General features: G+C 58.6%; 20 protein-coding genes. 2 read left to right on the forward strand and 18 right to left on the reverse strand.

All coding sequences use genetic code 11. The annotated features are described in order from the left end of the window. Nucleotides 1-111: 111 nt before the first annotated feature. The 18 genes from tilS to rpsB all read right to left on the reverse strand — a co-directional run bounded on the left by tilS (nt 112) and on the right by rpsB (nt 20,843). Entirely contained in the window at nt 112-1,449 is a 1,338-nt protein-coding gene (tilS, locus tag B3I26_RS25550; RefSeq protein WP_296261919.1) for a tRNA lysidine(34) synthetase TilS, read from the reverse strand. A gap of 49 nt (nt 1,450-1,498) precedes the next feature. Continuing rightward, complete coding sequence (locus B3I26_RS25555) at nt 1,499-2,446, reverse strand: acetyl-CoA carboxylase carboxyltransferase subunit alpha (protein ID WP_296261921.1); 948 nt, start codon at nt 2,444-2,446, stop codon at nt 1,499-1,501. Nucleotides 2,447-2,559: 113 nt separating this feature from the next. Next, nucleotides 2,560-6,081 carry a DNA polymerase III subunit alpha gene (gene dnaE, locus B3I26_RS25560; protein ID WP_296261924.1) on the reverse strand — a complete coding sequence of 1,174 codons (3,522 nt, stop codon included), beginning with the start codon at nt 6,079-6,081 and terminating at the stop codon, nt 2,560-2,562. Nucleotides 6,082-6,152: 71 nt separating this feature from the next. After that, nucleotides 6,153-6,794, reverse strand: a complete 642-nt coding sequence (gene rnhB / locus B3I26_RS25565; protein ID WP_296261926.1) for a ribonuclease HII — start codon at nt 6,792-6,794, stop codon at nt 6,153-6,155. Between the two features lie 11 nt (nt 6,795-6,805). Then, nucleotides 6,806-7,942 (reverse strand): lipid-A-disaccharide synthase, encoded by a 1,137-nt coding sequence (lpxB, locus tag B3I26_RS25570; protein WP_296261928.1) that lies wholly within the window; start codon nt 7,940-7,942, stop codon nt 6,806-6,808. Between the two features lie 2 nt (nt 7,943-7,944). Continuing rightward, entirely contained in the window at nt 7,945-8,721 is a 777-nt protein-coding gene (lpxA, locus tag B3I26_RS25575; protein ID WP_296261931.1) for an acyl-ACP--UDP-N-acetylglucosamine O-acyltransferase, read from the reverse strand. After that, the gene (gene fabZ, locus B3I26_RS25580; RefSeq protein ID WP_296261987.1) at nt 8,718-9,158 is read right to left on the reverse strand and encodes a 3-hydroxyacyl-ACP dehydratase FabZ; all 441 of its coding nucleotides are present in this window, start codon (nt 9,156-9,158) and stop codon (nt 8,718-8,720) included. Before fabZ ends, lpxA begins: the two co-directional genes overlap by 4 nt. Nucleotides 9,159-9,270: 112 nt before the next feature. Next, on the reverse strand, nt 9,271-10,326 hold the full coding sequence (gene lpxD, locus B3I26_RS25585; RefSeq protein ID WP_296261934.1) for a UDP-3-O-(3-hydroxymyristoyl)glucosamine N-acyltransferase: 1,056 nt from the start codon (nt 10,324-10,326) through the stop codon (nt 9,271-9,273). Between the two features lie 4 nt (nt 10,327-10,330). Continuing rightward, nucleotides 10,331-10,834: an OmpH family outer membrane protein gene (locus tag B3I26_RS25590; RefSeq protein WP_296261936.1), complete on the reverse strand. Its 504-nt coding sequence runs from the start codon at nt 10,832-10,834 to the stop codon at nt 10,331-10,333. Nucleotides 10,835-10,880: 46 nt separating this feature from the next. After that, nucleotides 10,881-13,259 carry an outer membrane protein assembly factor BamA gene (gene bamA / locus B3I26_RS25595; protein ID WP_296261939.1) on the reverse strand — a complete coding sequence of 793 codons (2,379 nt, stop codon included), beginning with the start codon at nt 13,257-13,259 and terminating at the stop codon, nt 10,881-10,883. A gap of 74 nt (nt 13,260-13,333) precedes the next feature. Further along, entirely contained in the window at nt 13,334-14,686 is a 1,353-nt protein-coding gene (gene rseP, locus B3I26_RS25600; protein WP_296261940.1) for a sigma E protease regulator RseP, read from the reverse strand. Nucleotides 14,687-14,779: 93 nt separating this feature from the next. Further along, entirely contained in the window at nt 14,780-15,970 is a 1,191-nt protein-coding gene (ispC, locus tag B3I26_RS25605; RefSeq protein WP_296261943.1) for a 1-deoxy-D-xylulose-5-phosphate reductoisomerase, read from the reverse strand. Then, the gene (locus B3I26_RS25610; RefSeq protein ID WP_296261945.1) at nt 15,967-16,785 is read right to left on the reverse strand and encodes a phosphatidate cytidylyltransferase; all 819 of its coding nucleotides are present in this window, start codon (nt 16,783-16,785) and stop codon (nt 15,967-15,969) included. Before B3I26_RS25610 ends, ispC begins: the two co-directional genes overlap by 4 nt. Continuing rightward, entirely contained in the window at nt 16,785-17,540 is a 756-nt protein-coding gene (gene uppS, locus B3I26_RS25615; protein WP_296261947.1) for a polyprenyl diphosphate synthase, read from the reverse strand. Before uppS ends, B3I26_RS25610 begins: the two co-directional genes overlap by 1 nt. Nucleotides 17,541-17,556: 16 nt before the next feature. Next, nucleotides 17,557-18,114, reverse strand: coding sequence for a ribosome recycling factor (gene frr, locus B3I26_RS25620; RefSeq protein ID WP_296261949.1), 558 nt, complete (start codon nt 18,112-18,114; stop codon nt 17,557-17,559). After that, on the reverse strand, nt 18,111-18,854 hold the full coding sequence (gene pyrH, locus B3I26_RS25625; RefSeq protein WP_019692086.1) for a UMP kinase: 744 nt from the start codon (nt 18,852-18,854) through the stop codon (nt 18,111-18,113). The genes frr and pyrH overlap by 4 nt, the downstream gene beginning before the upstream one ends. Nucleotides 18,855-19,054: 200 nt before the next feature. Beyond that, nucleotides 19,055-19,918, reverse strand: a complete 864-nt coding sequence (tsf, locus tag B3I26_RS25630) for a translation elongation factor Ts (RefSeq protein WP_296261951.1) — start codon at nt 19,916-19,918, stop codon at nt 19,055-19,057. A gap of 184 nt (nt 19,919-20,102) precedes the next feature. After that, nucleotides 20,103-20,843 carry a 30S ribosomal protein S2 gene (rpsB, locus tag B3I26_RS25635; protein WP_296261953.1) on the reverse strand — a complete coding sequence of 247 codons (741 nt, stop codon included), beginning with the start codon at nt 20,841-20,843 and terminating at the stop codon, nt 20,103-20,105. Between the two features lie 337 nt (nt 20,844-21,180). On the opposite strand from rpsB, the gene map reads away from it, so the two are divergent. Together map and B3I26_RS25645 are read left to right on the forward strand one after the other, a co-directional pair. After that, a complete protein-coding gene (gene map / locus B3I26_RS25640) occupies nt 21,181-21,963 on the forward strand; it encodes a type I methionyl aminopeptidase (protein ID WP_296261955.1) in 783 nt (260 codons plus the stop codon). A 47-nt stretch (nt 21,964-22,010) separates the two neighbouring features. Beyond that, nucleotides 22,011-24,710 (forward strand): [protein-PII] uridylyltransferase, encoded by a 2,700-nt coding sequence (locus B3I26_RS25645; RefSeq protein ID WP_296261957.1) that lies wholly within the window; start codon nt 22,011-22,013, stop codon nt 24,708-24,710. Nucleotides 24,711-24,774: the final 64 nt, after the last annotated feature.

The following is a 24,774-nucleotide window of genomic DNA, read 5'->3' on the forward strand; positions in this document are numbered from 1 at the left end:
TTTTAAGAATCGCCCAGTAAAGACTGGCTGGTAATCGGCAACTTGCATCGTTCCGAAAGGATCGACATAAGCTGTATCAAGAAGGGAGCGTAGTCTACCGGAAACGGGCACTCATCTCAAACTGTGGTCGTTCGTCGGTGGCTGCCAGTGCAATCGCCAGTCGCCACCGGGGTCGGCATCCAGCCCGGGAAGGTTGGCAACCGCCAGCAGTCGCTCCCCGCGATACAACAGCGGCAATCGGCCGCGCAGAAACACCGGCACGCCCTTTTCATTGAGCAGGCGTTTGAGGTCGCGGCGCCCGCGATCAGGCACATCCAGCACTTCGCCGCCTTGGCGATAATGCACATGCAGCCCGCCGCGGGGAATTTCCCCAAAAATTTGCAACAGGCCGTTGCCCGGTAGATACAGCGGCTGTGAGGCTGTGGACCAATGCTGCGAACCGGCGACATCCCTGAGCCAGATGCCGGACAGCCACCAGATTCGCCCTTCGGCGCGATGCAACTGCCCGTCGGCAAGCCGCCATATCGGCCGGCCGTCGGGTCCGGCATCGCGCAGCGAATCCCAGCCTGCCCAGTGATCGCTGTCGGGTAAACGTGTCAACGCAGCCAGCCAATGACGCAGCGCATTGCGCTGGCGCGCGGCAGACAATCCCTGAAGTGGTGCCAGCTCCAATGACGGCAGACCCAGCCAGGACCATGGGCACGGTGTATCGGCGAGCGACAGATCCTGCAGCGCCAGTTCATCCAGCAAGCCTTGGGCCTCGGCCAGATGCGCCGCGCTTCGGGTCATGCTGGCGACGGCCTGCGGCCAACGACTGGTCAGCATCGGCAGCACCTGATTGCGCAGGTAGTTACGCGAAAAACGGCTGTCGCTGTTGCTGGGGTCTTCAATCCAGCTCAGCCCCTCCTCTTGCGCGTAACGCTCAAGCAGCGCCCGCGGCTCTTCCAGCAGAGGCCGGAACAGGCGTCCCTCGCCCAACGTCCGTTGCGCAGGCATCGCTGCCAATCCTCGGACGCCGGCGCCGCGCAGCAGACGAAACATCAGGGTCTCTGCCTGATCGTCACGATGCTGAGCTGTCAGCAGCACTTCGCCGGTCTGCAACAGCTCATTGAAGGCGGCGTAACGCGCATCCCGGGCAGCCTGTTCCAGACTCGCCCCGGGATGAATCTGAACGTCAATGACCTGCAGCGGCACACCCAGTATCTGGCAAACCTGACGGCAATGTCCCGGCCACGATGCAGCCACGGCCTGCAAGCCGTGATGAACGTGAACAGCAGTCAAAGGTGGAAGACGCTGGTGCCTGGTGAGCTCGGCCAGCAGATGCAGCAGAACGGTGGAATCAAGCCCACCCGAGAAGGCAATGCGCCAAGCGGCTGCGTCGCGCCAAGGCTCGAGGCGTGACAGCAGCCGAGTGGATAACGCTTTCTTGCAACTGTCCGGCTTGCTCATGCTGGGTAACCCTGGGCGTCAAGCTGGCCGGACCATCGAAAACCAGCGGTCAGAGGCCGTAGCTCATCAAGCGATCGTAACGGCGAGCCAGCAGCGCGTCGTTGTCAAACTGCTTGAGCATGGCCAACTGGCTGCTCAGTGATTCGCGGATGGAGGCCGAGGCTGCTGCCGGATCACGATGCGCGCCGCCCAGCGGCTCGTCGATAACCTGGTCTACGATACCCAGCCCTTTGAGACGCTCGGCGGTGATGCCCATCGCCTCGGCAGCGTCAGGCGCCTTCTCGGCAGTCTTCCATAGGATCGATGCACAGCCCTCGGGCGAAATCACCGCATACGTGGAGTATTGAAGCATGTTCAATTGATCGCACACGCCAATGGCCAGCGCGCCGCCCGAGCCACCTTCGCCGATCACAGTAGCGATGATGGGGGTCTTCAGACGCGCCATCACGCGCAGGTTCCAGGCGATCGCCTCGCTTTGGTTGCGCTCTTCAGCGTCGATCCCAGGATAAGCGCCCGGTGTATCGATGAAGGTCAGGATCGGCATCTTGAAACGCTCGGCCATTTCCATCAGACGGCATGCCTTGCGGTAGCCCTCAGGGCGCGGCATGCCGAAGTTGCGACGCACCTTCTCGCGCACTTCACGGCCTTTCTGGTGACCGATCACCATCACTGGCTGGTCGTCCAGCCGCGCGATGCCGCCAACGATGGCTGCGTCATCGGAGAAGTGGCGGTCGCCATGCAGTTCGTCGAACTCGGTGAAAATGTGTTCGATGTAGTCCAGCGTGTACGGACGACGCGGATGACGCGCCATGCGCGCGATCTGCCAACTGGTCAGGTTGCCGAAAATGCTTTCGGTGAGCGTATTGCTCTTCTCTTGCAGTCGAGAGATTTCATCGCCGATGTTCAGCGAGTTGTCATTGCCAACCAGGCGCAGCTCTTCAATTTTGGCTTGCAGGTCAGCAATCGGCTGTTCGAAATCCAGAAAATTCGGGTTCATAGGCATCCGTCTTGGGTCGACGGCCAAGAGGCCGGCCGGTTGATCCGTAAGCGCCATACCTTAATGGAGCGGGCGCCGTCCGGTCGAGTTTAAATAATTCGTTAGATCAGCTTTCAGCGATACTGCAGGAAGACGTTCTCTCGTCCGAACTGGTCACGCAGGGCCTGAATCAGGCTGTCTGCGGGATCGATCCGCCACGCTTCGCCGAACTGCAGCAAGGCGCGGGCATCCTGAGCGGTGTAATCGAGCGTGATCGGACACGCTCCCCGATGTTTCCTGCACAAGTCTCCCAACCAGCGTAGACGATCGCCCTTGAGCGCCTCGCTACGTACGGTCAGGCGCAAACTTTCAGCCAGGCCGGTCCGCGCTTCCTCCAGGCTCATCACCCGCTTGGCCCGCAGACGCAAGCCGCCGGAGAAGTCATCGGAGCTGACCTCGCCTTCCACCACAACCATCGCGTCGGTCTGCAACAGCGACTGCGCGGCCTGGAAAGAGTCGGCGAACAACGATGCTTCAATTCGGCCTGAGCGGTCATCGAGGGTGATGAAACCCATTTTGTCGCCCTTTTTGTTCTTCATGACCCGCAACGCAATGATCAAACCTGCAACGGTCTGGGTGTCGCGGGCCGGCTTCAGATCGACGATGCGCTGACGGGCGAATCGACGAATTTCGCCCTCATACTCATCGATCGGGTGACCGGTCAGGTAAAGCCCAAGGGTTTCCTTCTCGCCACGCAGGCGCTCCTTGAGAGTGACCTCCTTGGCAGCGCGATGGTTCGCGTAAACATCCGCATCGGCTTCGACGAACAGCCCGCCAAACAGATCGGCGTGCCCGCTGTCATGGCTGCGTGCCGTCTGCTCCGCGGCCTGGATCGCGCCTTCCAGCGCGGCCAGCAATACGCCGCGATTGCGGTCGATATTGGCCTGATACTGTTTAGGCTCATCGAAAAAGAATGGTCCGAGCCGGTCCAGCGCACCACTGCGAATCAGGCCGTCGAGGGTCCGTTTGTTGACGCGCTTGAGATCAACACGCGCGCAGAAGTCGAACAGATCCTTGAAGGGACCCGCCTGCCGCGCTTCGGTAATCGCCTCCACCGGGCCCTCACCGACGCCCTTGATCGCGCCAAGGCCGTAAACGATGCGACCTTCGTCGTTAACGGTGAATTTGAATTCGGAGTTGTTCACGTCCGGCGCATCGAGGCGCAACTTCATGGTCCGCACTTCTTCGATCAAGGTCACGACCTTGTCGGTGTTGTGCATATCCGCCGAGAGAACCGCAGCCATGAACGGCGCCGGGTAATGCTTTTTCAGCCACGCCGTTTGGTAGGACACCAGGCCGTAGGCCGCAGAGTGGGACTTGTTGAAGCCGTAGCCAGCGAATTTTTCCACCAGGTCGAAAATGTTACCCGCAAGGTCCGGGTCGATATTATTGGTCTTGCAGCCTTCGATGAAACCACCGCGCTGCTTGGCCATTTCCTCTGGCTTCTTCTTACCCATGGCGCGACGCAGCATGTCCGCGCCGCCGAGGGTGTAACCGGCCATGACCTGGGCAATCTGCATCACCTGTTCTTGATACAGGATGATGCCGTAGGTGGGGGCCAGTACGGGCTTGAGGCCCTCGTACTGATAGTCGACGTGCGGATACGAGAGTTCGGCGCGACCATGCTTACGGTTGATGAAGTCATCCACCATGCCCGATTGCAGCGGGCCGGGACGGAACAGCGCCACCAGTGCGATGAGGTCTTCCAGGCAGTCGGGCTTGAGCTTTTTGATCAACTCTTTCATGCCGCGAGATTCAAGCTGGAACACCGCAGTGGTTTCAGCTTTCTGCAGCAGGTCGTAGGTCGGGGCGTCGTCCAGCGGAATGAACGCGATGTCCAGTGGCTCCTCGCCTACCTTGGCACGGTCGCGGTTGATGGTCTTCATGGCCCAGTCGATGATGGTCAGCGTACGCAGACCGAGGAAGTCGAACTTCACCAGACCCGCCGCTTCGACGTCATCCTTGTCGAACTGAGTGACAAGGCCGCTGCCCTCCTCATCGCAATAAATAGCCGCGAAGTCGGTGAGCTTGGTTGGCGCGATGACCACGCCCCCGGCGTGCTTGCCGACGTTACGCACCACGCCTTCGAGCTTGCGCGCCATCTCCCAGATTTCCGCCCCTTCCTCGTCGGTCTTGAGGAAGTCGCGCAGGATCTCTTCCTGCTCGTAGGCCTTTTCCAGGGTCATGCCGACTTCGAACGGGATCATCTTCGACAGGCGATCGGCCAGGCCGTAAGACTTGCCTTGCACCCGCGCCACGTCGCGAACCACCGCCTTGGCCGCCATCGAACCAAAAGTGATGATCTGGCTGACCGCGTTGCGGCCGTATTTCTCGGCCACGTAATCGATCACCCGGTCGCGACCGTCCATGCAGAAGTCAACGTCGAAGTCGGGCATCGAAACCCGTTCGGGGTTGAGGAACCGTTCGAACAGCAAATCATATTGCAGCGGATCGAGGTCGGTGATCTTCTGCACATAGGCCACGAGAGAACCGGCACCCGATCCCCGGCCCGGTCCGACTGGCACGCCGTTGTTCTTGGCCCACTGGATGAAGTCCATCACGATCAGGAAGTAACCGGGAAAGCCCATCTGGATGATGATATCCAGCTCGAAATTCAAACGATCGACGTAGACCTGACGCTTGGCCTCGTAGTCGGGCGTGGTTTCCTTGGGCCACAGCACAGCAAGACGCTCTTCCAGACCTTCGAAGGACACCTTGCGGAAATATTCATCGATGGTCAGGCCATCGGGGATGGGGAAGTTGGGCAGGAAGTGCGTACCCAGCTTGACTTCGATGTTACAGCGCTTGGCGATTTCGACGGTGTTGGCCAGCGCGTCGGGCAGGTCGCTGAACAACTCGGCCATCTGCTCGGCGCTTTTGAGGTACTGCTGATCGCTGTAGTTATGCGAGCGACGCGGGTCGTCCAGCGCTCGGCCTTCGCCGATGCACACACGGGTTTCGTGGGCTTCGAAATCTTCCTGCTTGATGAACCGCACATCGTTGGTTGCCACCAGCGGCGCGCCATGACGCTCGGCCAGGGCCACGGCGGCATGCAGATGTTCCTCGTCATTGATACGGTTGGTGCGCTGGACCTCGACATAAAAACGGTCCGGGAACACCGCCATCCATTCCTTGAGCAGCTCATCGGCCTCGGCAGGATTACTGCCCAGCAGGGCCATGCCGATTTCGCCTTCCTTGGCCGCCGACAGGGCAATCAATCCTTCGCTGGCTTCTGCTACCCATTCGCGGTCGATTATCACCAGGCCGTTGCGCTGGCCGTCCATGAAGCCACGGGAAATCAGCTCGGTGAGGTTCAGATAGCCTCTGGGGTTCATCACCAGCAGACTCATGCGGCTCAGTGGAGCATCGCGGTCGCGGCCGGCCAGCCAGATGTCGGCACCGCAGATCGGCTTGATACCGGCGCCCATGGCGGTTTTATAGAATTTGACCAGCGAGCAAAGGTTGTTTTGGTCCGTTACCGCTACCGCAGGCATGTTCATGCCGGTCAGCGCCTTGACCAACGGCTTGACCCGAACGAGACCGTCAACCAGGGAATATTCGGTGTGCAGGCGTAAATGAACGAAAGAAGCCGGCATGGGTGATCCTATAGCGCACGGAAAACGAAGGCCGGATTGTACCGGCCGCTGAGCAAAACATCAGCCCGCGTTCAATTGAATGGCAATGGTGTAAAGCCGGTGGAAATCATCATGTCTTGCGCTTCATACGCCGCGCGCACCGGCGCAAAGGAGCGTCGATGAATCGGCGTCGGCCCCAGCCGCGCCAACGCTTCCAGATGAACCGGCGTGGGATACCCCTTATGACCACCAATGCCGTAGCCCGGATAAACCAGCTCCAGCGCGGCCATTTCCCGATCACGAGAGACCTTGGCGAGAATCGATGCCGCAGCGATGGCCGGCACCTGCCCGTCCCCTTGAATGACCGGCGCGCTAGGCACCGACAGCTGCGGGCAACGGTTACCGTCGATAAGTGCCAGCTTGGGCGTGATCAACAATCCTTCGACTGCGCGCTTCATCGCCAGCATCGTGGCGTGCAAGATGTTCAACTCGTCGATCTCGTGCACTTCAGCCCGCGCGATGTGCCAGCACAGGGCCTTTTCGCAGATCTCGTCGAACAGCTTTTCGCGCTTGGCTTCAGTGAGTTTTTTCGAATCGTTAAGACCCACAATCGGGCGCTTGGGATCGAGGATCACCGCAGCGGTCACCACAGCGCCGCACAGCGGACCACGGCCCACCTCATCGACACCGGCGACCAGTTCCTCGACCAGATTGAAATCCAGACCCATTTGCATTGATTACACACTCATCGTGAAGGCGATGGGCCAATCAGGCTCAATACCGCATCGGCGGCCTGATTGGACGCATCGCGACGCAAGGTACGGTGAATTTCGTCGAACCCGACAGTCTGCTCCTCGCCATTGTCGAGCAACGGCAGCAGGGTTTGCGCAAGGGTGTCGGCAGTCGCTGCGTCCTGCAGAAGCTCAGGAACCAGCAAACGCTGGGCCAACAGGTTCGGCAGCGACACATACGGACTTTTCACCATCCGCTTGAGTATCCAGTAAGTCAGCGGTGCCAGACGATAGGCAACCACCATCGGTCGTTTGTACAGCAACGCTTCCAGCGTCGCGGTTCCCGAGGCGATCAGGACCGCATCGCAGGCAGCCAAGGCAACATGGGAGCGGCCCTCGAGCAACGTCAGTGGCAGATCGCGGCCCTGTAGCAGTTGTTCGATTTGCGCACGACGCTGGGGACTGGCGCATGGCAGAACGAAACGCAGATCTGGACGTCGCGCCAGCAGACGCTCTGCGGTATCGAAGAACAGTGCGCCCAGCCGCCCGACTTCACCGCCACGGCTGCCGGGCATCAGTGCCACGACGGGGCCTTCGCCGAACCCCAGTTCGGCGCGGGCTGCCTGTCGATCGGCTTCAAGGGGAATGGTGTCCGCCAGCGGGTGCCCGACAAAGCGTACCGGCACGCCCTTCTCTTCGTAGAATCTTGCCTCGAAGGGCAGCAAGGTCAGCATCAGATCACAGCCTTCGCGAATCTTCAGCACGCGCTTCTGCCGCCACGCCCAAACGGATGGGCTGACGTAGTGCACGGTCTTAATCCCGGCTTGACGCAGTTTGAGCTCTATATTCAGGGTGAAATCAGGGGCGTCGATACCGATGAAGACATCCGGCTTTGCATCGATCAGGGTCTGGATCAGCAGCTTACGCCGCGCCAGCAACTCCTTGAGCCGGCCCAGCACTTCCACCAGTCCCATGACCGACAGGCGCTCCATGGGGAAGTAGGAGGCCATGCCTTCAGCTTCCATGAGCGGACCACCGACACCGATGAATTGTGCGTCAGGATGTCGGGCTTTGATGGCATGCATCAAACCCGATCCGAGAATGTCGCCGGAAGCTTCCCCGGCGACCAGCGCGATACGCAGTACACTCATGGTTAACGGGTGATGCCGCGGGTCGAGTTCTGAATGGACTCAAGGAACAACGCAACTTCCGTAAACCTTGAAGCGGGCTCGGCGAGTTCGACCACGGCCTGCTCCACCGTCAGGCCCTGGCGATAAACCGTTTTGTAGGCGCGACGCAGCGCGTGGATCGCATCGTCGGAGAAACCGCGACGGCGCATGCCTTCGAAGTTCATGCTACGCGCTTGTGCCGGGCTGCCGAATACGGTGACGAACGCAGGAACGTCCTTGCCGATGGCCGTGCCCATGCCGGAAAAGCTGTGAGCGCCGATATGGCAGTACTGATGAACCAGTGTAAAACCCGACAGGATCGCCCAGTCAGCCACATGGACATGGCCCGCCAATGCCGTGTTGTTGACCAGGATGCAGTGATTGCCGATGACGCTATCGTGCCCGATGTGGGCATAGGCCATGATCAGGTTGTGATCACCAATCGTGGTTTCAGCGCGGTCCTGAATGGTGCCACGATGGATCGTGACGCCTTCGCGAATCACGTTGTGGTCACCGATGACCAGACGTGTCGCCTCACCCTTGTACTTGAGATCAGGGGTGTCCTCACCTACCGAGGAAAACTGGTAAATGTGGTTGTGTTTACCGATTCTGGTCGGGCCGCGCAGGATCACATGGGGACCAATCACCGTACCCTCGCCAATTTCCACACCGGGCCCGACGATCGACCACGGGCCGACCTCCACATTGGCAGCCAGAACGGCCGTCGGATCGATGATTGCGCGAGGGTCAATCAAACTCATAGCTTACGTTCCGCACAGATGATTTCTGCGGAGCATACCGGCTTGCCGTCTACCGAAGCCTGGCAATCGAACTTCCAGATCTGACGCTTGCAACTGAGAAACTTCGCTTCAAGGATCAACTGGTCGCCTGGTAATACTGGCTGGCGAAACCGCAGCTTGTCGGAGCCCACGAAGTAATACAGGGTGCCGTCAGCCGGCTTCACGTCAAGCATTTTGAAACCGAGGATGCCCGCTGCCTGCGCCATCGCCTCGATGATCAACACGCCCGGCATGATCGGATGCTGGGGAAAGTGACCATTGAAGAAGGGTTCATTGATGCTGACATTCTTATAGGCACGAATGCTTTTATTCTCAACATCCAGCTCCACCACACGATCCACCAAAAGGAATGGATAACGGTGGGGCAGATATTCGCGAATTTCGTTGATGTCCATCATTTCGAGAGCAAGCCTGTAGTAAAGATTGGGAGTGCGCGACAAATGCGCAGCACTCCTCTAGCAAATCAAGGAGGCAGTTTATCGGCTGTGCACACTTGATAAGAAAAAGGTATCAGCCATCAGATGAAGCTTTACCGCCTGAGGTCACTGCCTCGACAATCTTTTCTAGCTGTTGCAGCCGCCGTGACATGTCGTCGAGCTGGCGAATCCGAGCAGCGCTTTTTCGCCATTCTGCAGCTGGCTGCATAGCGGTCCCGGAAGAATAGGAACCAGGCTCGGTAATTGAACGGGTCACCATGGTCATACCAGTGATGAACACGTTATCGCAAATCTCGATATGCCCGACCAGCCCGACACCGCCGGCGAGCATACAGTGTTTACCGATCTTCGCGCTGCCGGAAATGCCCACGCACGCCGCCATGGCCGTGTGGTCGCCCACCTGAACGTTGTGCGCGATCTGAATCTGGTTATCCAGCTTCACACCATTGCCAATGCGGGTATCGTCCATGGCACCGCGGTCGATGGCAGTGTTCACGCCGATCTCGACATCGTCTCCAATGGTGACCCCACCGATCTGCGCGATCTTTTGCCAGACACCTTTTTCGTTGGCGAAGCCGAAACCCTCACCACCGAGCACAGCGCCGGACTGGACCACCACACGCTGGCCGATCCGCACATCGTGGTACAGCGTCACGCGAGGCGCGAGCCAGCCACCTTCGCCGATCACACTGCGGGCACCAACGTAGCAGTGAGCACCGAGTGTGACGCCTGCTGCAACACGGGCACCGCTTTCGATAATCACGTAGGGACCGATACTGGCAGCCGCATCGACCACCGCGTCGTCAGCCACGACTGCCGTTGGATGAATACCGGCAGCAGCCTTGGGCTTCGGATCGAACAGGTGGGAAATACGTGCGTATGCCAGATAGGGATCAGCGATCAGCAGTGCATCCCCCGCATAGCCTTCGGCATCTGCAGGCTTGAGAAGCACCGCAGCGGATTGGCTGGTCGCGAGGAATTTTCGATACTGGGGATTGGCCAGAAAACTCACTTGGCCGGGACCCGCCTCCTGCAAGGTGGCGAGTCCGGATATTTCCTTGTCCGCCGGGCCACGTAGCGTGGCACCGAGGAACTCGGCCAGATGGCCGAGTGTGATGGGCGCAGTCATGAAATTACTTCAGCTGGTTCATGCGCTCGATAACCTGACGAGTGACGTCGTACTGTGGCTTGACGTCAATCACCGCACCGCGCTCGAATACCAGGTCGAAACCGCCCTTCTTGATCACTTCCTCTACTGCCTGGTCCAGCTTTGGCTTCAGTTGCTTGAGCATTTCGCGGTCGGCAACGGCTTTGGCTTCGTTCAGCTCCTTGGACTGGAACTGGAAGTCACGGGCCTTCTGCTTGAAGTCCAGTTCCAGCTTTTCGCGCTCAGGCTGGGCCATCTTGTCGCCACCAGCCACCAGACGATCCTGAATGCCTTTAGCACTGCTTTCCAGCGCCTTGAGCTTGGTCAACTGAGGGCCGAATTTTTTCTCGGCATCGACTGCATATTTCTTGGCTGCATCCGACTCAAGCAGCGCCATTTGATAGTTCAGTACGGCGATCTTCATGTCGGCGAACGCGGGGCCCGCGATCAGAACGGTTGCCAGCAGTGCCAATTGGGTCAACTTACGCACGTTGTAACTCCTACAGAATCCGTTGTCGTGATCAGTGATCAGACCCTTAGAAGGTCTGACCGAGAGAGAATTGGAAGACCTGGGTTTCGGTGCTGTCGTCCGGCTTCTTGACTGGCATAGCCAGAGCGAAACTCAATGGGCCCAGAGCGGTAATCCAGGTTACGCCTACGCCGACAGAGCTTGCCAGACCTGAAAGATCAGGGCCGTTACACTCTACCTTTTCGTTATTCGCAGTGAACTTCGTGGACCCACAATTGGTACTGAATACATTACCCACGTCCCAGAACAACGACGTCCTCAACGACCGTTGATCTTTCACAAACGGGAGCGGGAAGAGAATCTCGGCGCCACCAGTGATCAGCACGTTACCGCCGAATGGGAGCGGATCCTGGTCCGGATCCAGAGCTGTACCTTTAGAAGTATTTAGCTTACTAGGCGTACTACGCGGGCCCAATGTGCTGTCCTTGAAACCACGAACCGAGTTGAAGCCACCCGCGTAGTAGTTCTCGTAGAACGGCAGGCCAGACGTCGAGCCGAAGCCGTCGCCATAACCCAGCTCCGAGTGCAAACGAAGGGTGGTGCTGTTGGTGATCGGGTGGAATAACTGGCCACGGTAGTCGAGCTTATAGAACGACAGGTCGCTGCCGGGAATGGTGGTTTCCAGCGTCAGGCTCTGCGAGTGACCACGTGTCGGTAGCGTGCCCTTGTTCAACGTGGACTCGGACCAGCCAACAGACGCTTTGAAGTTGGTGAAACTGTCGCCTTCTTTTTCCAGGAAGTCGAAAATTTCGTCAACGGTATAGGTACCGGTGTTGATCTCGTCCTTCTGTACCGACAGACCGAAGTTCAGACGCGCGGTTTCACTGATCGGGTAGCCCATGTTGATCCCGGCACCCAGGCTGTCTACCGAGTAGCTCGCCACGTCGACATCGAGGTCATCGTAGTTGGTCTTGCGATAGAACGCGCTGTAGCCCAGGCTCACACCGTCCGGTGTGAAGTACGGATCGACATAGCTGAAGTTGTAGCGGGTCTGGTATTCACTTTTGGTCAAGCCGATGCTGACCTTATTACCCGTACCCAGGAAGTTGTTCTGGCTGATCGAGCCGCCGAGGATCAAGCCCGCGCTTTGCGCGAAGCCCACGCTTGCGGTGATCGAACCGGAAGCTTGCTCTTCCACGGCATAGTTCACGTCAACCTGATCGTCAGTGCCCGGCACCGCAGGTGTTTCAACATTCACTTCCTTGAAGAAGCCCAGACGATCGAGACGGGTCTTGGACTGATCGATCAGGTAGGTAGAAGCCCAACCCCCTTCCATCTGACGCATCTCGCGACGCAGCACCTCATCCGCAGTCTTGGTGTTGCCGCGGAAGTTGATGCGGTTCACGTAAGCACGCTTGCCAGGATCGACAGCGAAGGTGATGTCCACGGTGTGGTCTTCATCGTTCGGCGTCGGTATGCCGTTGACGTTGGCGAAGGTATAGCCCTCGTTGCCCAGACGACGAGTGATCAGTTCAGAAGTGGTAGTCATGACCTTGCGCGAGAACACCTGGCCTGGCTTGACCAGCAACAGCGACTTGACCTGGTCTTCCGGCACCTTGAGATCACCGCTCAGCTTGACCGATTTGACGCTGTACTTTTCGCCTTCATGGATATTGACGGTGATGTAAACGCTTTTCTTGTCGGGCGTGATCGAGACCTGGGTCGAGGCGATATCCATATTGATATAGCCGCGGTCGAGGTAGTACGAACGCAGACGCTCCAGGTCGCCGGACAGTTTTTCCCGGGCGTACTTGTCGTCGTTCTTGAAGAAGGAAAGCCAATTGGTGGTTTTCAATTCGAACAGGTCAACCAGATCCTGCTCGGGGAACACCGAGTTGCCCACCACATTGATGTGCTGGATCGCGGCGACTGCGCCTTCGTTAATATTGATCTTCAGACCTACGCGGTTACGTGGCTGAGGAACGACTTCGGTGGCGACTTCCGCCGAATAGCGGCCTTGAGCGACATACTGACGCTGCAGTTCGTTACGAACGCCTTCAAGGGTTGCCCGCTGGAAGATCTCGCCTTCTGCCAACCCCGATTGCTTGAGCCCTTTCATCAAGTCTTCGGTAGTGATCGCCTTGTTGCCATCGATCTCGATGCTCGCAACCGATGGGCGCTCGACCACGGTGATCACCAGAACGTCGCCGTCGCGGCCCAGCTGGATATCCTGGAAAAATCCGGTTTTGAACAGTGCACGCGTGGCATCCACAAGACGCGCGTCATCGGCCTGCTCACCCACGTTCAACGGCAGCGCGCCGAAGACACTACCAGCGGACACCCGCTGCAGGCCGTTGACACGGATATCGGAGATAGTGAAGGACTCGGCGTGAACTTCGGCGATCATCAGTACGGCAAGAACCGCAGTTAGCAGCAGACGTTTCATGAAGTCCTTTCTTATTCCAACTGGCAATAAACAAACTGCCGCAAAATGCGGCAGATTCACAATTCGGCGTAGCTTTACAGTCGTCCCAGATCGTTGACCAGTGCGAGCAACATGACTCCAACCACCAGACTTATACCGATCTGAGCCCCCCAGCCCTGAACCTTTTCCGACAGGGGACGACCACGCGCCCACTCGATCAGATAAAACAGCAAGTGCCCCCCGTCCAATACTGGAATGGGCAGCAAATTGAGAACCCCCAGGCTTATGCTCAGATAAGCAAGGAAATTCAGGAAGTCACCCACACCTGACTGGGCCGAAGCGCCCGCCACTTTAGCAATGGTTATCGGTCCGCTCAAGTTTTTTACCGAGAGCTCGCCGAACAACATTTTCTTCAGTGAATCGAGGGTCAGCACGCTCATGGTCCATGTACGTTGCGCACCCTCTGCCACGGCGGCCACAGGGCCGTACCTGACCTCCCTGAGCATTTCAGGTGGCCAGGCGATAGCCTTGACCCCCGCACCGAGATACCCGGCGGCTGCCTTCCCCTCCCCGCGAGCGACCAGCGTGACCGGCACGTCGAGTTTCGCATCATCGCGCTCAATACTCAGCGAAATTCGGGTATCAGGCCGGACACGAACCCAGTCCACTACTTGCTGCCAGTCGCTGAGCGGCTGGCCGTCCAGCGCCAACAGGCGATCACCGGTTTTCAGACCAGCGGCCTGAGCCGGTCCCGCAGGATCGAGTTCGGCAAGCACAGGTGGCAGTGACGGACGCCACGGGCGAATCCCGAGTGAGCGGATAGGGTCCGGCTCGGCAGAGCCCTTGAGCCAGTTATCCAATACCAGAGAACGAGGCGTCTCGATCTCGGAGCCCTGATCGCGAACCTTCAGCGCAATGCTGCCGGTCTCACCCAGGCGACGAACGAGCTGCAGATTGACAGCCGACCAGCCGGTCGTGTTTTCGCCATCAACCGATACAATTTCCTGTCCGGACGTCAGTCCGGCCTTGTCTGCGATGCTGCCCGCCTCCACGCCGCCGATGACCGGCCGCACTTGCTGGCTGCCCAGCATTGCCAGCACCCAGAAAAATACAATCGCCAGCAAAAAGTTCGCAACCGGCCCGGCAATGACGATGGCGATGCGCTGATAGACTGACTTGCGGTTGAAGGACTGATCGATCAGCTCGGCAGGCACTTCGCCTTCGCGCTCGTCGAGCATCTTCACGTAGCCACCCAGAGGGATGGCAGCCACAACATACTCGGTGCCTTGACGGTCGCGCCAGCGCAACAGCGGCATGCCGAAACCCACCGAGAAGCGCAACACCTTGACGCCACAACGCCGCGCCACCCAAAAGTGACCAAACTCGTGAAAAGTCACCAGCACGCCCAGCGCAACCAGGGTGCCAACAATCATATAGAGCGCGCTCATCGCTGTTCTCCGGGTGTTCGTTTGGCGTTGCAGGCCGGTACCCAGCGCGTGCCTGCTCGCGTCGATGAACCTGTACCGAGTTGCACCTGCGGGCTAGCGATCATTACGATCCAGCCACTGATCAGCCAGCGCCCGCGCCCTTGCGTCGATCTCGAACACCGTCTCAAGCTCGTTCACTGCAACGATAGGTTCGAGATTCAGGACTTCGTCGATCATACTCGCGATTTCCGGAAAGCGAATACGCTGTTCCAGAAACGCCGCGACCGCGACCTCGTTGACGGCATTGAGCACTGCAGGTGCGCTGTCGCCGGCCTCGGCAGCTTGCCGTGCTAGACGCAGGCAAGGGAAGCGCACTTCGTCCGGCGCCTGGAAATCCAGGCGTGCAATACTGAACAGATCCAGCGGCGCAACCCCCGACTCGATGCGTTCGGGCCAAGCGAGCGCATGGGCGATCGGTGTACGCATGTCTGGATTACCCAACTGGGCCAGGACGGAGCCGTCCACGTAATCCACCAGGGAATGAATGACGCTCTGCGGGTGTATCACCACTTCTATGCGCGCCGGAGCGGTGTCGAACAGCCAGCAAGCCTCGATCAGCTCCAGCCCCTTGTTCATCATGCTGGCGGAGTCGACGGAAATCTTGCGCCCCATGGACCAGTTCGGATGCGCACACGCCTGCTCGGGCGAAACATGCTCCAGTTCCGGCAAAGGCGTTGCGCGAAACGGGCCACCGGACGCGGTGAGCAGGATGCGGCGCACGCCGACAGAGCCAAGACCGCCGGCGTAGTTGGCTGGCAGGCACTGAAAGATAGCGTTGTGTTCGCTGTCCAGAGGTAGCAGTACTGTGCCACTGCGTCGAACAGCCTGCATAAACAAGGCACCCGACATGACCAGGGCCTCCTTGTTAGCCAACAGCACCTTCTTGCCCGCTTCTACAGCCGCCAGCGTCGGACGTAGCCCGGCCGCACCGACGATAGCCGCGAGCACCGTGTCCACCTGTGGGTGAGCGCTGACTTCACACAGACCACCCTCCCCTACCAATACCCGGGTATCGAGGCCAGCCGCGCGCAGATCATCCTGCAACTGGCGCGCCGCAGCGGTGGTCGGCACGACGGCGAACTGCGGCGCATGACGAACGCAAAGCGCCAGCAACTCAGCCAGGCGCGTAAAGCCGGTGAGCGCAAACACCTTGTAACGTGAGGGATGCCGGGCGACGACGTCGAGGGTACTCAGGCCGACCGAGCCCGTCGCGCCCAGGACAGTAATCTGTTGAGGCTGACTCACATTACGCCCCAGTCTTTGGCAGCCCACAGCAGGAGGGCAAATACAGGAATCGCGGCGGTGAGGCTGTCGATGCGATCCAGCACCCCGCCATGCCCGGGCAGCAGATTACTGCTGTCCTTGACTCCGGATTTGCGCTTGAACATGCTCTCGGTGAGATCGCCCACGACGGAGATCAGCACTACGACCGCTGCTCCCACCAGAGCGAACAGGATTTCAGCCGCCGCCCAGCTCCGATACAAGCCGACCGCCAGGGTGATCAGCAGACACGCAACCAGGCCGCCGTACAAACCTTCCCAGCTTTTCCCGGGGCTGACTTTAGGCGCCAGCTTGCGCTTACCAAATGCCTTGCCGGAAAAATAGGCCCCAATGTCTGCGCCCCACACCAGCACCATCACCGAGAGAATCAGCCAGTTGCCCATGGGCTCAAGCTTGATGAGTACAAGGCCTTGCCAGGCGGGAAGCAAAATAAGAAGACCAATGACCAACTTGCAGAGCACGCTGGACCAGTGCTCGCTTGACTCCGGATAGGTCAAAACCAGCCAGGTCGCCGCGATCCACCAGATCAGCGCCGCCACCAGAATCCACGGCGCCAGCCCGGGCAGCACGTACAGCGCAAAGAGCAGCACAGCCACCACCACCGCGTACCCCATGCGAACTGACTGAGTTTCGAAACCGGCCAGACGTGCCCACTCCCAGGCGCCCAGCACCACCACGGCGCCGATGAACAGCGCAAAGCTGCCGCCTTCGAGCAGAAAGAAGCCACACAGCGCCAGCGGCGCGAGAATTAACGCGGTAATGATTCGTTGTTTGAGCATTAAGCACGGGCTCCAGCTTCTACCTGCTCGCTGGTTTTCCCGAAGCGGCGTTGGCGCGAAGCAAAATCAGCCAGCGCATGGCGCATGGCATCGTGTTTGAAGTCCGGCCAAAACAGGTCGGAGAAGTACAGCTCGGCATACGCCAGCTGCCAAAGCAGGAAGTTGCTGATGCGATGCTCGCCTCCGGTACGAATGCACAAATCCGGAAGCGGCAGGTCGCCGGTTGCCAGACACGTCTGCAACAGCTCCGGCGTAATGTCCTCCGGACGCAGATGCCCGGCTTGAACTTCACGCGCCAGGCGCTGTGCGGCTTGAGCGATATCCCACTGGCCGCCATAATTGGCAGCGATTTGCAGGACAAAGCGGGTATTGCCGGCAGTTCGGGCTTCGGCCTCGCGAATAGCCGCCTGAAGCTCGGGATGGAAACGCGAACGGTCGCCGATGATGCGCAGGCTGATGCCGTTCTCGTTCAGACGCTTGGTCTCACGCCGAAGAGCGGTAAAGAACAGCTCCATGAGCGCGCCCACCTCGTCGGCCGGACGCTGCCAGTTCTCACTGGAGAAGGCGAACAGCGTCAAGACCTCGACCTTGGCTTCGGCACACACTTCGATAACCGCCCGGACAGCGTCCACGCCAGCCTTATGACCCGCCACGCCGGGCAACAGACGCTTTTTGGCCCAGCGATTGTTCCCATCCATGATGATCGCGACATGACGCGGCACCGACGACGGCACTGCCAGCTTTGTCTTTTCCATGAAAGCTTCCTGACCCTTATACGGCCATCAGGTCTTTTTCTTTCTCTTCCGTGGCTTTTGTGATCTGAGCCTCGAAATCCTTGATCAGCTTGTCGATCTCAGTCGTGCCACGACGCTCTTCGTCTTCGCTGATTTCCTTGTCCTTGACCAGTTTCTTCAGATCGCCCAACGCATCACGACGAATGTTGCGCACGGCAACGCGAGCATCCTCGGCCGCGGCGCGTGCCTGTTTGGTGAAGCCCTTGCGAGTTTCTTCGGTCAGGGCCGGCATGGAGATCAACAGCAACTCGCCAAGGTTGGTCGGGTTGAGGTTCAAGCCTGCGCTCTGGATCGCCTTGTCGACCGCCGCGAGCATGTTGCGCTCAAACGCCACGACCTGCAGGGTACGGGAATCTTTAACCGTGACGTTGGCAACACCGCTCAAGGGGGTATCGGCACCGTAGTACGGGACCATCACGCTGCCCAGAATGCTAGGGTGGGCCTTGCCAGTACGAATCTGACCAAAAGCATGGCTCAGGGACTCGATGGTTTTCTGCATGCGCTCTTGAGCGTCTTTTTTGATTTCGTTGATCATTGCTCGCCTTCCTCGATCAAAGTTCCTTCCGCGCCGCCATGCACGATATTCAGCAGGGCACCGGGTTTGTTCATATTAAAAACACGCAGCGGCATCTTGTGGTCACGACACAGGCAGATAGCGGTCAGATCCATTACGCCCAGCTTGCGATCCAGTACTTCATCGTAAGTCAGATGATCGAACTTCTCGGCATGCGGGTCCTTGAATGGATCGGCAGTGTACACACCATCGACCTTGGTTGCCTTCAGCACGACATCGGCGTCGATTTCGATCGCACGCAAGCAGGCGGCCGAATCGGTGGTGAAGAACGGATTGCCAGTACCTGCCGCGAAAATCACGACTTCCTTGGCATTCAGGTGACGCATCGCTTTGCGACGATCGTAGTGATCGGTCACGCCCACCATGGAAATCGCCGACATCACGATGGCCGAAATATTGGCGCGCTCCAGCGCATCACGCATTGCCAGAGCATTCATCACAGTGGCCAACATACCCATATGGTCGCCGGTGACCCGATCCATCCCGGCAGCACTAAGTGCCGCGCCGCGGAACAGGTTGCCGCCGCCGATGACCAGGCCAACCTGAACGCCAATACCTACCAGTTGGCCTACTTCAAGCGCCATGCGATCCAGTACTTTTGGGTCGATGCCGAACTCTTCGGACCCCATCAGGGCCTCGCCGCTAAGCTTGAGTAGAATGCGTTTATAGCGAGCTTGATAACCACTGCCCTGCTGAGCCATTGCGAATCTCTCCTGCGGCGTTAAAAAAATCTTTCGAGTCTGCCAGCCGTTTTAAACCAGCGCTAACTCTAGGCTACTTCGTCAGGATTTCGCAGCCTCATGAGCCGCGCCTCCCGGAAAAACAAATTCCTTCTGCCGTTTTGACAAAGAGGCTGCGCGCGTGAGCGGGCAGCCTCTTGATCGACAGTGGGAGGACCGTCTTATTGCTTGCTTGCAGCTACTTGAGCAGCGACTTCTTCAGCGAAGTTGTCCACTGGCTTCTCGATACCTTCACCGACTTTGAAGTAGGTGAAAGAAACGATTTCAGCACCGGCTTTCTTGGCCAGCTCACCGACCTTGATGTCCGGGTTCTTGACGAACGCCTGCTCAACCAGGCTGGCCTCGGCCAGGAACTTGGTGATACGACCCTGGACCATCTTCTCGGCGATCTCGGCAGGCTTGCCCTTGATCTTGTCTTCGTTCAATTGCAGGAAGACATTCTTCTCGCGCTCGATCGCTTCAGGGGAGACGTCCGAAGGCAGCAGGAATTCAGGGTTGCTGGCAGCAACGTGCATCGCGATGTCTTTGGCCAGTTCAGCGTCGCCGCCTTTCAAGGCTACAACAACGCCGATCTTGTTGCCGTGCAAGTAAGAACCCAGCACGTCGCCTTCAATGCGAGCCAGACGACGAATGTTGACGTTCTCGCCTACCTTGGCAACCAGCGCAGTGCGCTCGACTTCCTGAGCCTCGATCAGCGGAGCGGCGTCAGTCAGTTTGTCAGCAAACGCTTTTTCAACGCTGCTGGCGACAAAGCTCTTGAAGTCGTCCTGCAGAGCCAGGAAGTCGGTCTGCGAGTTGACTTCGATCAAGACTGCGGCTTTACCGTCATCCTTGATGGCGATAGCACCTTCAGCGGCAACGTTGCCTGCTTTCTTGGCGGCTTTGATTGCGCCCGATGCACGCATATCGTCGATGGCTTTTTCGATGTCGCCGCCAGCCTTGGTCAAGGCCTTTTTGCAATCCATCATGCCTTCGCCGGTACGCTCGCGCAGTTCTTTGACCAACGCTGCAGTAATCTCTGCCATTTCAAAATCCTCTTGGATAGGTCTTCAACCATTCCACCCGCCGGGCGGGCGTTCAAATTCTTGAAACCATGGTGGCAGCTGCGCATGACGATAGGTCCATGGCAATGCCAGATGGTTTTCGAGGTGGCAAAAAGGGGGCCAAGCCCCCTTTTTGCGTACTGAGTAAACGCTAGGCGTTTGCTACTCAGCCTTCAACAGCTGCTGCTGGAGCTTCTTCAACGTAAACGTCGGTGCCGCCAGCGACATTGTTGCGACCACGGATAACAGCGTCAGCCATCGAACCCATGTACAGCTGGATGGCGCGGATGGCGTCGTCGTTACCTGGGATGATGTAGTCAACGCCTTCCGGGCTGCTGTTGGTGTCGACTACGCCGATGACCGGGATACCCAGCTTGTTGGCTTCGGTGATCGCGATGCGCTCGTGGTCAACGTCGATGACGAACAGTGCGTCTGGCAGACCGCCCATGTCCTTGATACCACCCAGGCTACGATCCAGCTTTTCCAGATCGCGAGTACGCATCAGCGCCTCTTTCTTGGTCAGCTTGGCGAAAGTACCGTCTTCAGCCTGAACTTCCAGCTCGCGCAGACGCTTGATGGAGGCACGGATGGTTTTGAAGTTGGTCAGCATGCCGCCCAACCAGCGGTGATCGACGTACGGCGAACCGCAACGTGCTGCTTCTTCAGCAACGATCTTGCCAGCGGAACGCTTGGTGCCGACGAACAGAATCTTGTTTTTGCCTTGGGCCAGACGCTCAACGAAAGTCAGTGCTTCGTTGAACATAGGCAGGGTTTTTTCAAGGTTGATAATGTGAATCTTGTTACGCGCGCCGAAAATGTACTTACCCATTTTCGGATTCCAGTAACGGGTTTGGTGACCGAAGTGCACACCGGCCTTCAGCATATCGCGCATGTTGACTTGGGACATGATAGTTCCTTGATAAGTCGGGTTAGGCCTCCACGTATCCCAATGACCAACCAGCGGCTTGAACCGAAGGCACCCAGGTCATCGTGTCGACACGTGTGTGGGTTTGGGCTTTCAGGGCGCACCCCGTAAAGCGGCGCATTTTATATCACAAAGTTTTGGATAACGGAACTGCAAACAAGATCCTGTTTTTCGATGCTTTTGCCGCTCCAGCGCGCCGTGCAGCACACGCTGTCGGCTTCCTATGGGGCGAAGCGATGATAACCCGCCCGGCGGCGGTCTGGTAGAATCGCATTTTTCCGTGTTTAGCTGCGGCCCCGCCGCGCCGAGAGAGCCTTGTATGACCGTTACCATCAAAACCCCTGAAGACATCGAAAAGATGCGTGTCGCCGGTCGCCTGGCCGCGGACGTACTGGAAATGATCGGGGCGTACGTCAAGCCCGGCGTCACCACCGACGAACTGGACCGCATTTGTCATGACTACATCGTCAACGAACAGAAGGCCATCCCTGCCCCGCTGAACTACAAGGGCTTCCCTAAATCGATCTGCACCTCCATCAACCACGTTGTCTGCCACGGCATTCCGAACGAGAAGCCACTGAAGGAAGGCGACGTGTTGAACATAGACGTTACCGTCATCAAGGATGGCTACCACGGCGATACCAGCAAGATGTTCCATGTGGGAAAGGTGCCGGAGTGGGCTGAACGGCTGTCGAAGATCACCCAGGAGTGCCTGTATAAAGGCATCGAACTGGTCAAGCCCGGTACGCACCTGGGCGATATCGGCGAGGTGATCCAGAAGCACGCCGAGAAAAACGGCTTTTCGGTGGTCAGGGAATACTGCGGCCATGGCATCGGCAAAGTGTTCCACGAAGAGCCGCAGGTCTTGCACTACGGCAAGACTGGCACCGGCATCGAGCTCAAGGAAGGCATGACCTTCACCATTGAACCGATGATCAACCAAGGCAAGGCCGACACGCGTCTATTGGGCGATGGTTGGACGGCCATCACCAAGGACCGCAAACTCTCGGCGCAGTGGGAGCACACCATCCTGGTCACCGCCACCGGTTACGAGATCTTCACCTTGCGCAGCGACGACACCATTGCCCGCACATCGGCCTGATAACAACGCCGCTACCCTGCCGATATAGATAGAAGGAAAGCAGTCCCATGCCGCAGGTAGATCCGGATTTGTTCGACCGTGGCCAGTTCCAGGCCGAGCTGGCATTGAAGGCGAGTCCTATCGCTGCTTTCAAGAAGGCCATTCGTCAGGCCCGTGAAGTGCTTGATGAGCGCTTCAGGTCAGGGCGTGAGATTCGTCGACTGATCGAGGACCGCGCCTGGTTTGTCGACAATATCCTGCAGCAGGCCTGGGAACAGTTTGACTGGAGCGAAGACGCCGATATCGCGTTGCTCGCGGTCGGCGGCTATGGCCGTGGCGAGCTGCACCCCTATTCCGACATCGACCTGCTGATTTTGCTGGACAGCGCCGACCACGAGGTTTTCCGCGACTCCATCGAGCGCTTCCTGACCCTTTTGTGGGACATTGGCCTTGAGGTTGGTCAGAGCGTGCGCTCGGTCGATGAATGCGCAACCGAGGCCCGCGCCGACCTGACGGTGATCACCAACCTGATGGAGAGCCGCACCATCGCCGGCCCGGAGCGTTTGCGCCAGCGCATGCTGGAAGTCACCAGCCCTGCCGAAATGTGGCCAAGCAAGGACTTCTTCCTGGCCAAGCGCGTCGAGCAGAAGGCCCGTCATCACAAGTATTTCGATACCGAGTACAACCTGGAGCCTAACGTCAAAGGCTCGCCGGGTGGTCTGCGCGATATTCAGACCATCCTCTGGGTAGCTCGTCGTCAATACGGCACGCTGAACCTGCATGCGTTGGCCGATCAGGGTTTTCTGCTGGAAAGCGAGAACGCACTGCTCGCCTCTTCACAGGAGTTTCTGTGGAAAGTGCGCTATGCCCTGCACATGCTTGCCGGTCGCTCCGAGGACCGCTTGCTGTTCGATTACCAGACCGGCATCGCCCGACTTCTGGGGTATCAGGACAGCGATGCGAAACTGGCCATCGAGCGCTTCATGCAGAAGTATTACCGGGTAGTCATGAGCATTGCCCAGTTGAGCGACTTGATCATCCAGCACTTCGAGGAAGTGATCCTTTCGGACGACGAAAATACCGTCACCGAATCGATCAACTCACGTTTCCAGCTGCATGACGGCTATATCGAGGCGACTCAGCCGAATGTCTTCACGCGCACGCCGTTCGCGATGCTGGAGATTTTCGTGCTGATGGCGCAACAGCCGGAAATCAAGGGTGTACGTGCCGATACCATTCGCCTGCTGCGCGAACACCGGCATCTGATCAACGACGATTTCCGCCACGATATTCGCAACACCAGCCTGTTCATCGAGCTGTTCAAATGTGAGATCGGCATCCATCGCAACCTGCGCCGAATGAACCGCTACGGCATACTCGGCCTTTACCTGCCGGAGTTCGGGCATATCGTCGGGCAGATGCAGCATGATTTGTTCCACATCTATACGGTTGACGCTCACACCCTGAACCTGATCAAGCACCTGCGTAAGCTTCAGTACACTCAGGTGTCAGAAAAATTTCCGCTAGCCAGCAAGCTCATGGGCAAGCTGCCCAAACCCGAACTGATCTATCTGGCCGGTCTTTACCACGATATCGGCAAAGGGCGCGGCGGCGACCACTCGGAGCTGGGCGCCGCCGATGCCCAGGCATTCGGCATTCGTCATCATTTGCCGAACTGGGACACTCAACTGATCGTCTGGCTGGTACAAAACCATCTGGTGATGTCTACCACAGCCCAGCGCAAGGACCTGTCCGACCCACAGGTAATCCACGATTTCGCCCAGTTCGTCGGCGACGAGGTGCATCTGGATTACCTGTATGTGCTAACCGTGGCCGACATCAACGCCACCAACCCAACCCTATGGAATTCCTGGCGCGCCAGCCTGTTACGCCAGCTCTACACGGAAACCAAGCGTGCGCTCAAACGCGGTCTGGAAAACCCGGTGGACCGCGAAGAACAGATCCGCCGCACGCAAAGCGCGGCGCTGGATATTCTGGTGCGCAATGGCACCGATCCGGACGATGTCGAGCAGCTCTGGTCGCAACTGGGTGATGACTACTTCCTGCGGCACACGGCTGGCGACGTCGCATGGCACAGTGACGCCATCCTGCGGCAGCCGGCCGATGGCGGGCCGCTGGTACTGATCAACGAAACCACGCAGCGCGAGTTCGAAGGCGGCACGCAGATCTTCATTTACGCGCCAGACCAGCATGACTTTTTCGCCGTGACCGTTGCGGCGATGGACCAGTTGAACCTGAACATTCATGACGCACGGGTCATCACCTCGACCAGTCAGTTCACCCTCGACACCTATATCGTGCTCGACAGTGACGGCGGCTCGATTGGCGAAAACCCGGAGCGCATCAAGGCCATTCGCGACGGACTGACCGAAGCCCTGCGCAATCCGGACGACTACCCGACGATCATCAAGCGTCGGGTGCCGCGCCAGCTCAAGCACTTCGCCTTCGCGCCGGTGGTGACCATTTCCAACGACGCCCAACGCCCGGTCACGCTGCTCGAACTCAGCGCGCCGGACCGTCCGGGGTTGCTGGCCCGCATCGGCAAGATCTTTCTGGAGTTCGACCTGTCGCTGCAGAACGCCAAGATCGCCACCCTCGGCGAGCGCGTGGAAGACGTGTTCTTCCTGACCGACGAGAACAATCAGCCGCTGTCCGACCCACAGCTGTGCAGGCGCTTGCAGGACGCAATCGTTGAGCAACTCAGCGTCAACGCAGAGCCTGCGAGCGAACTGCGCATCAGCATTTGAATCGACACCAGCACGCTATTCAATGGCGCCTGAACCCGTGCGGAAGGCGCCCCGTTCCTTGAGA

This window comes from Pseudomonas sp. UBA5706 (assembly GCF_002419965.1).
In the GTDB taxonomy this organism is placed as follows: domain Bacteria; phylum Pseudomonadota; class Gammaproteobacteria; order Pseudomonadales; family Pseudomonadaceae; genus Aquipseudomonas.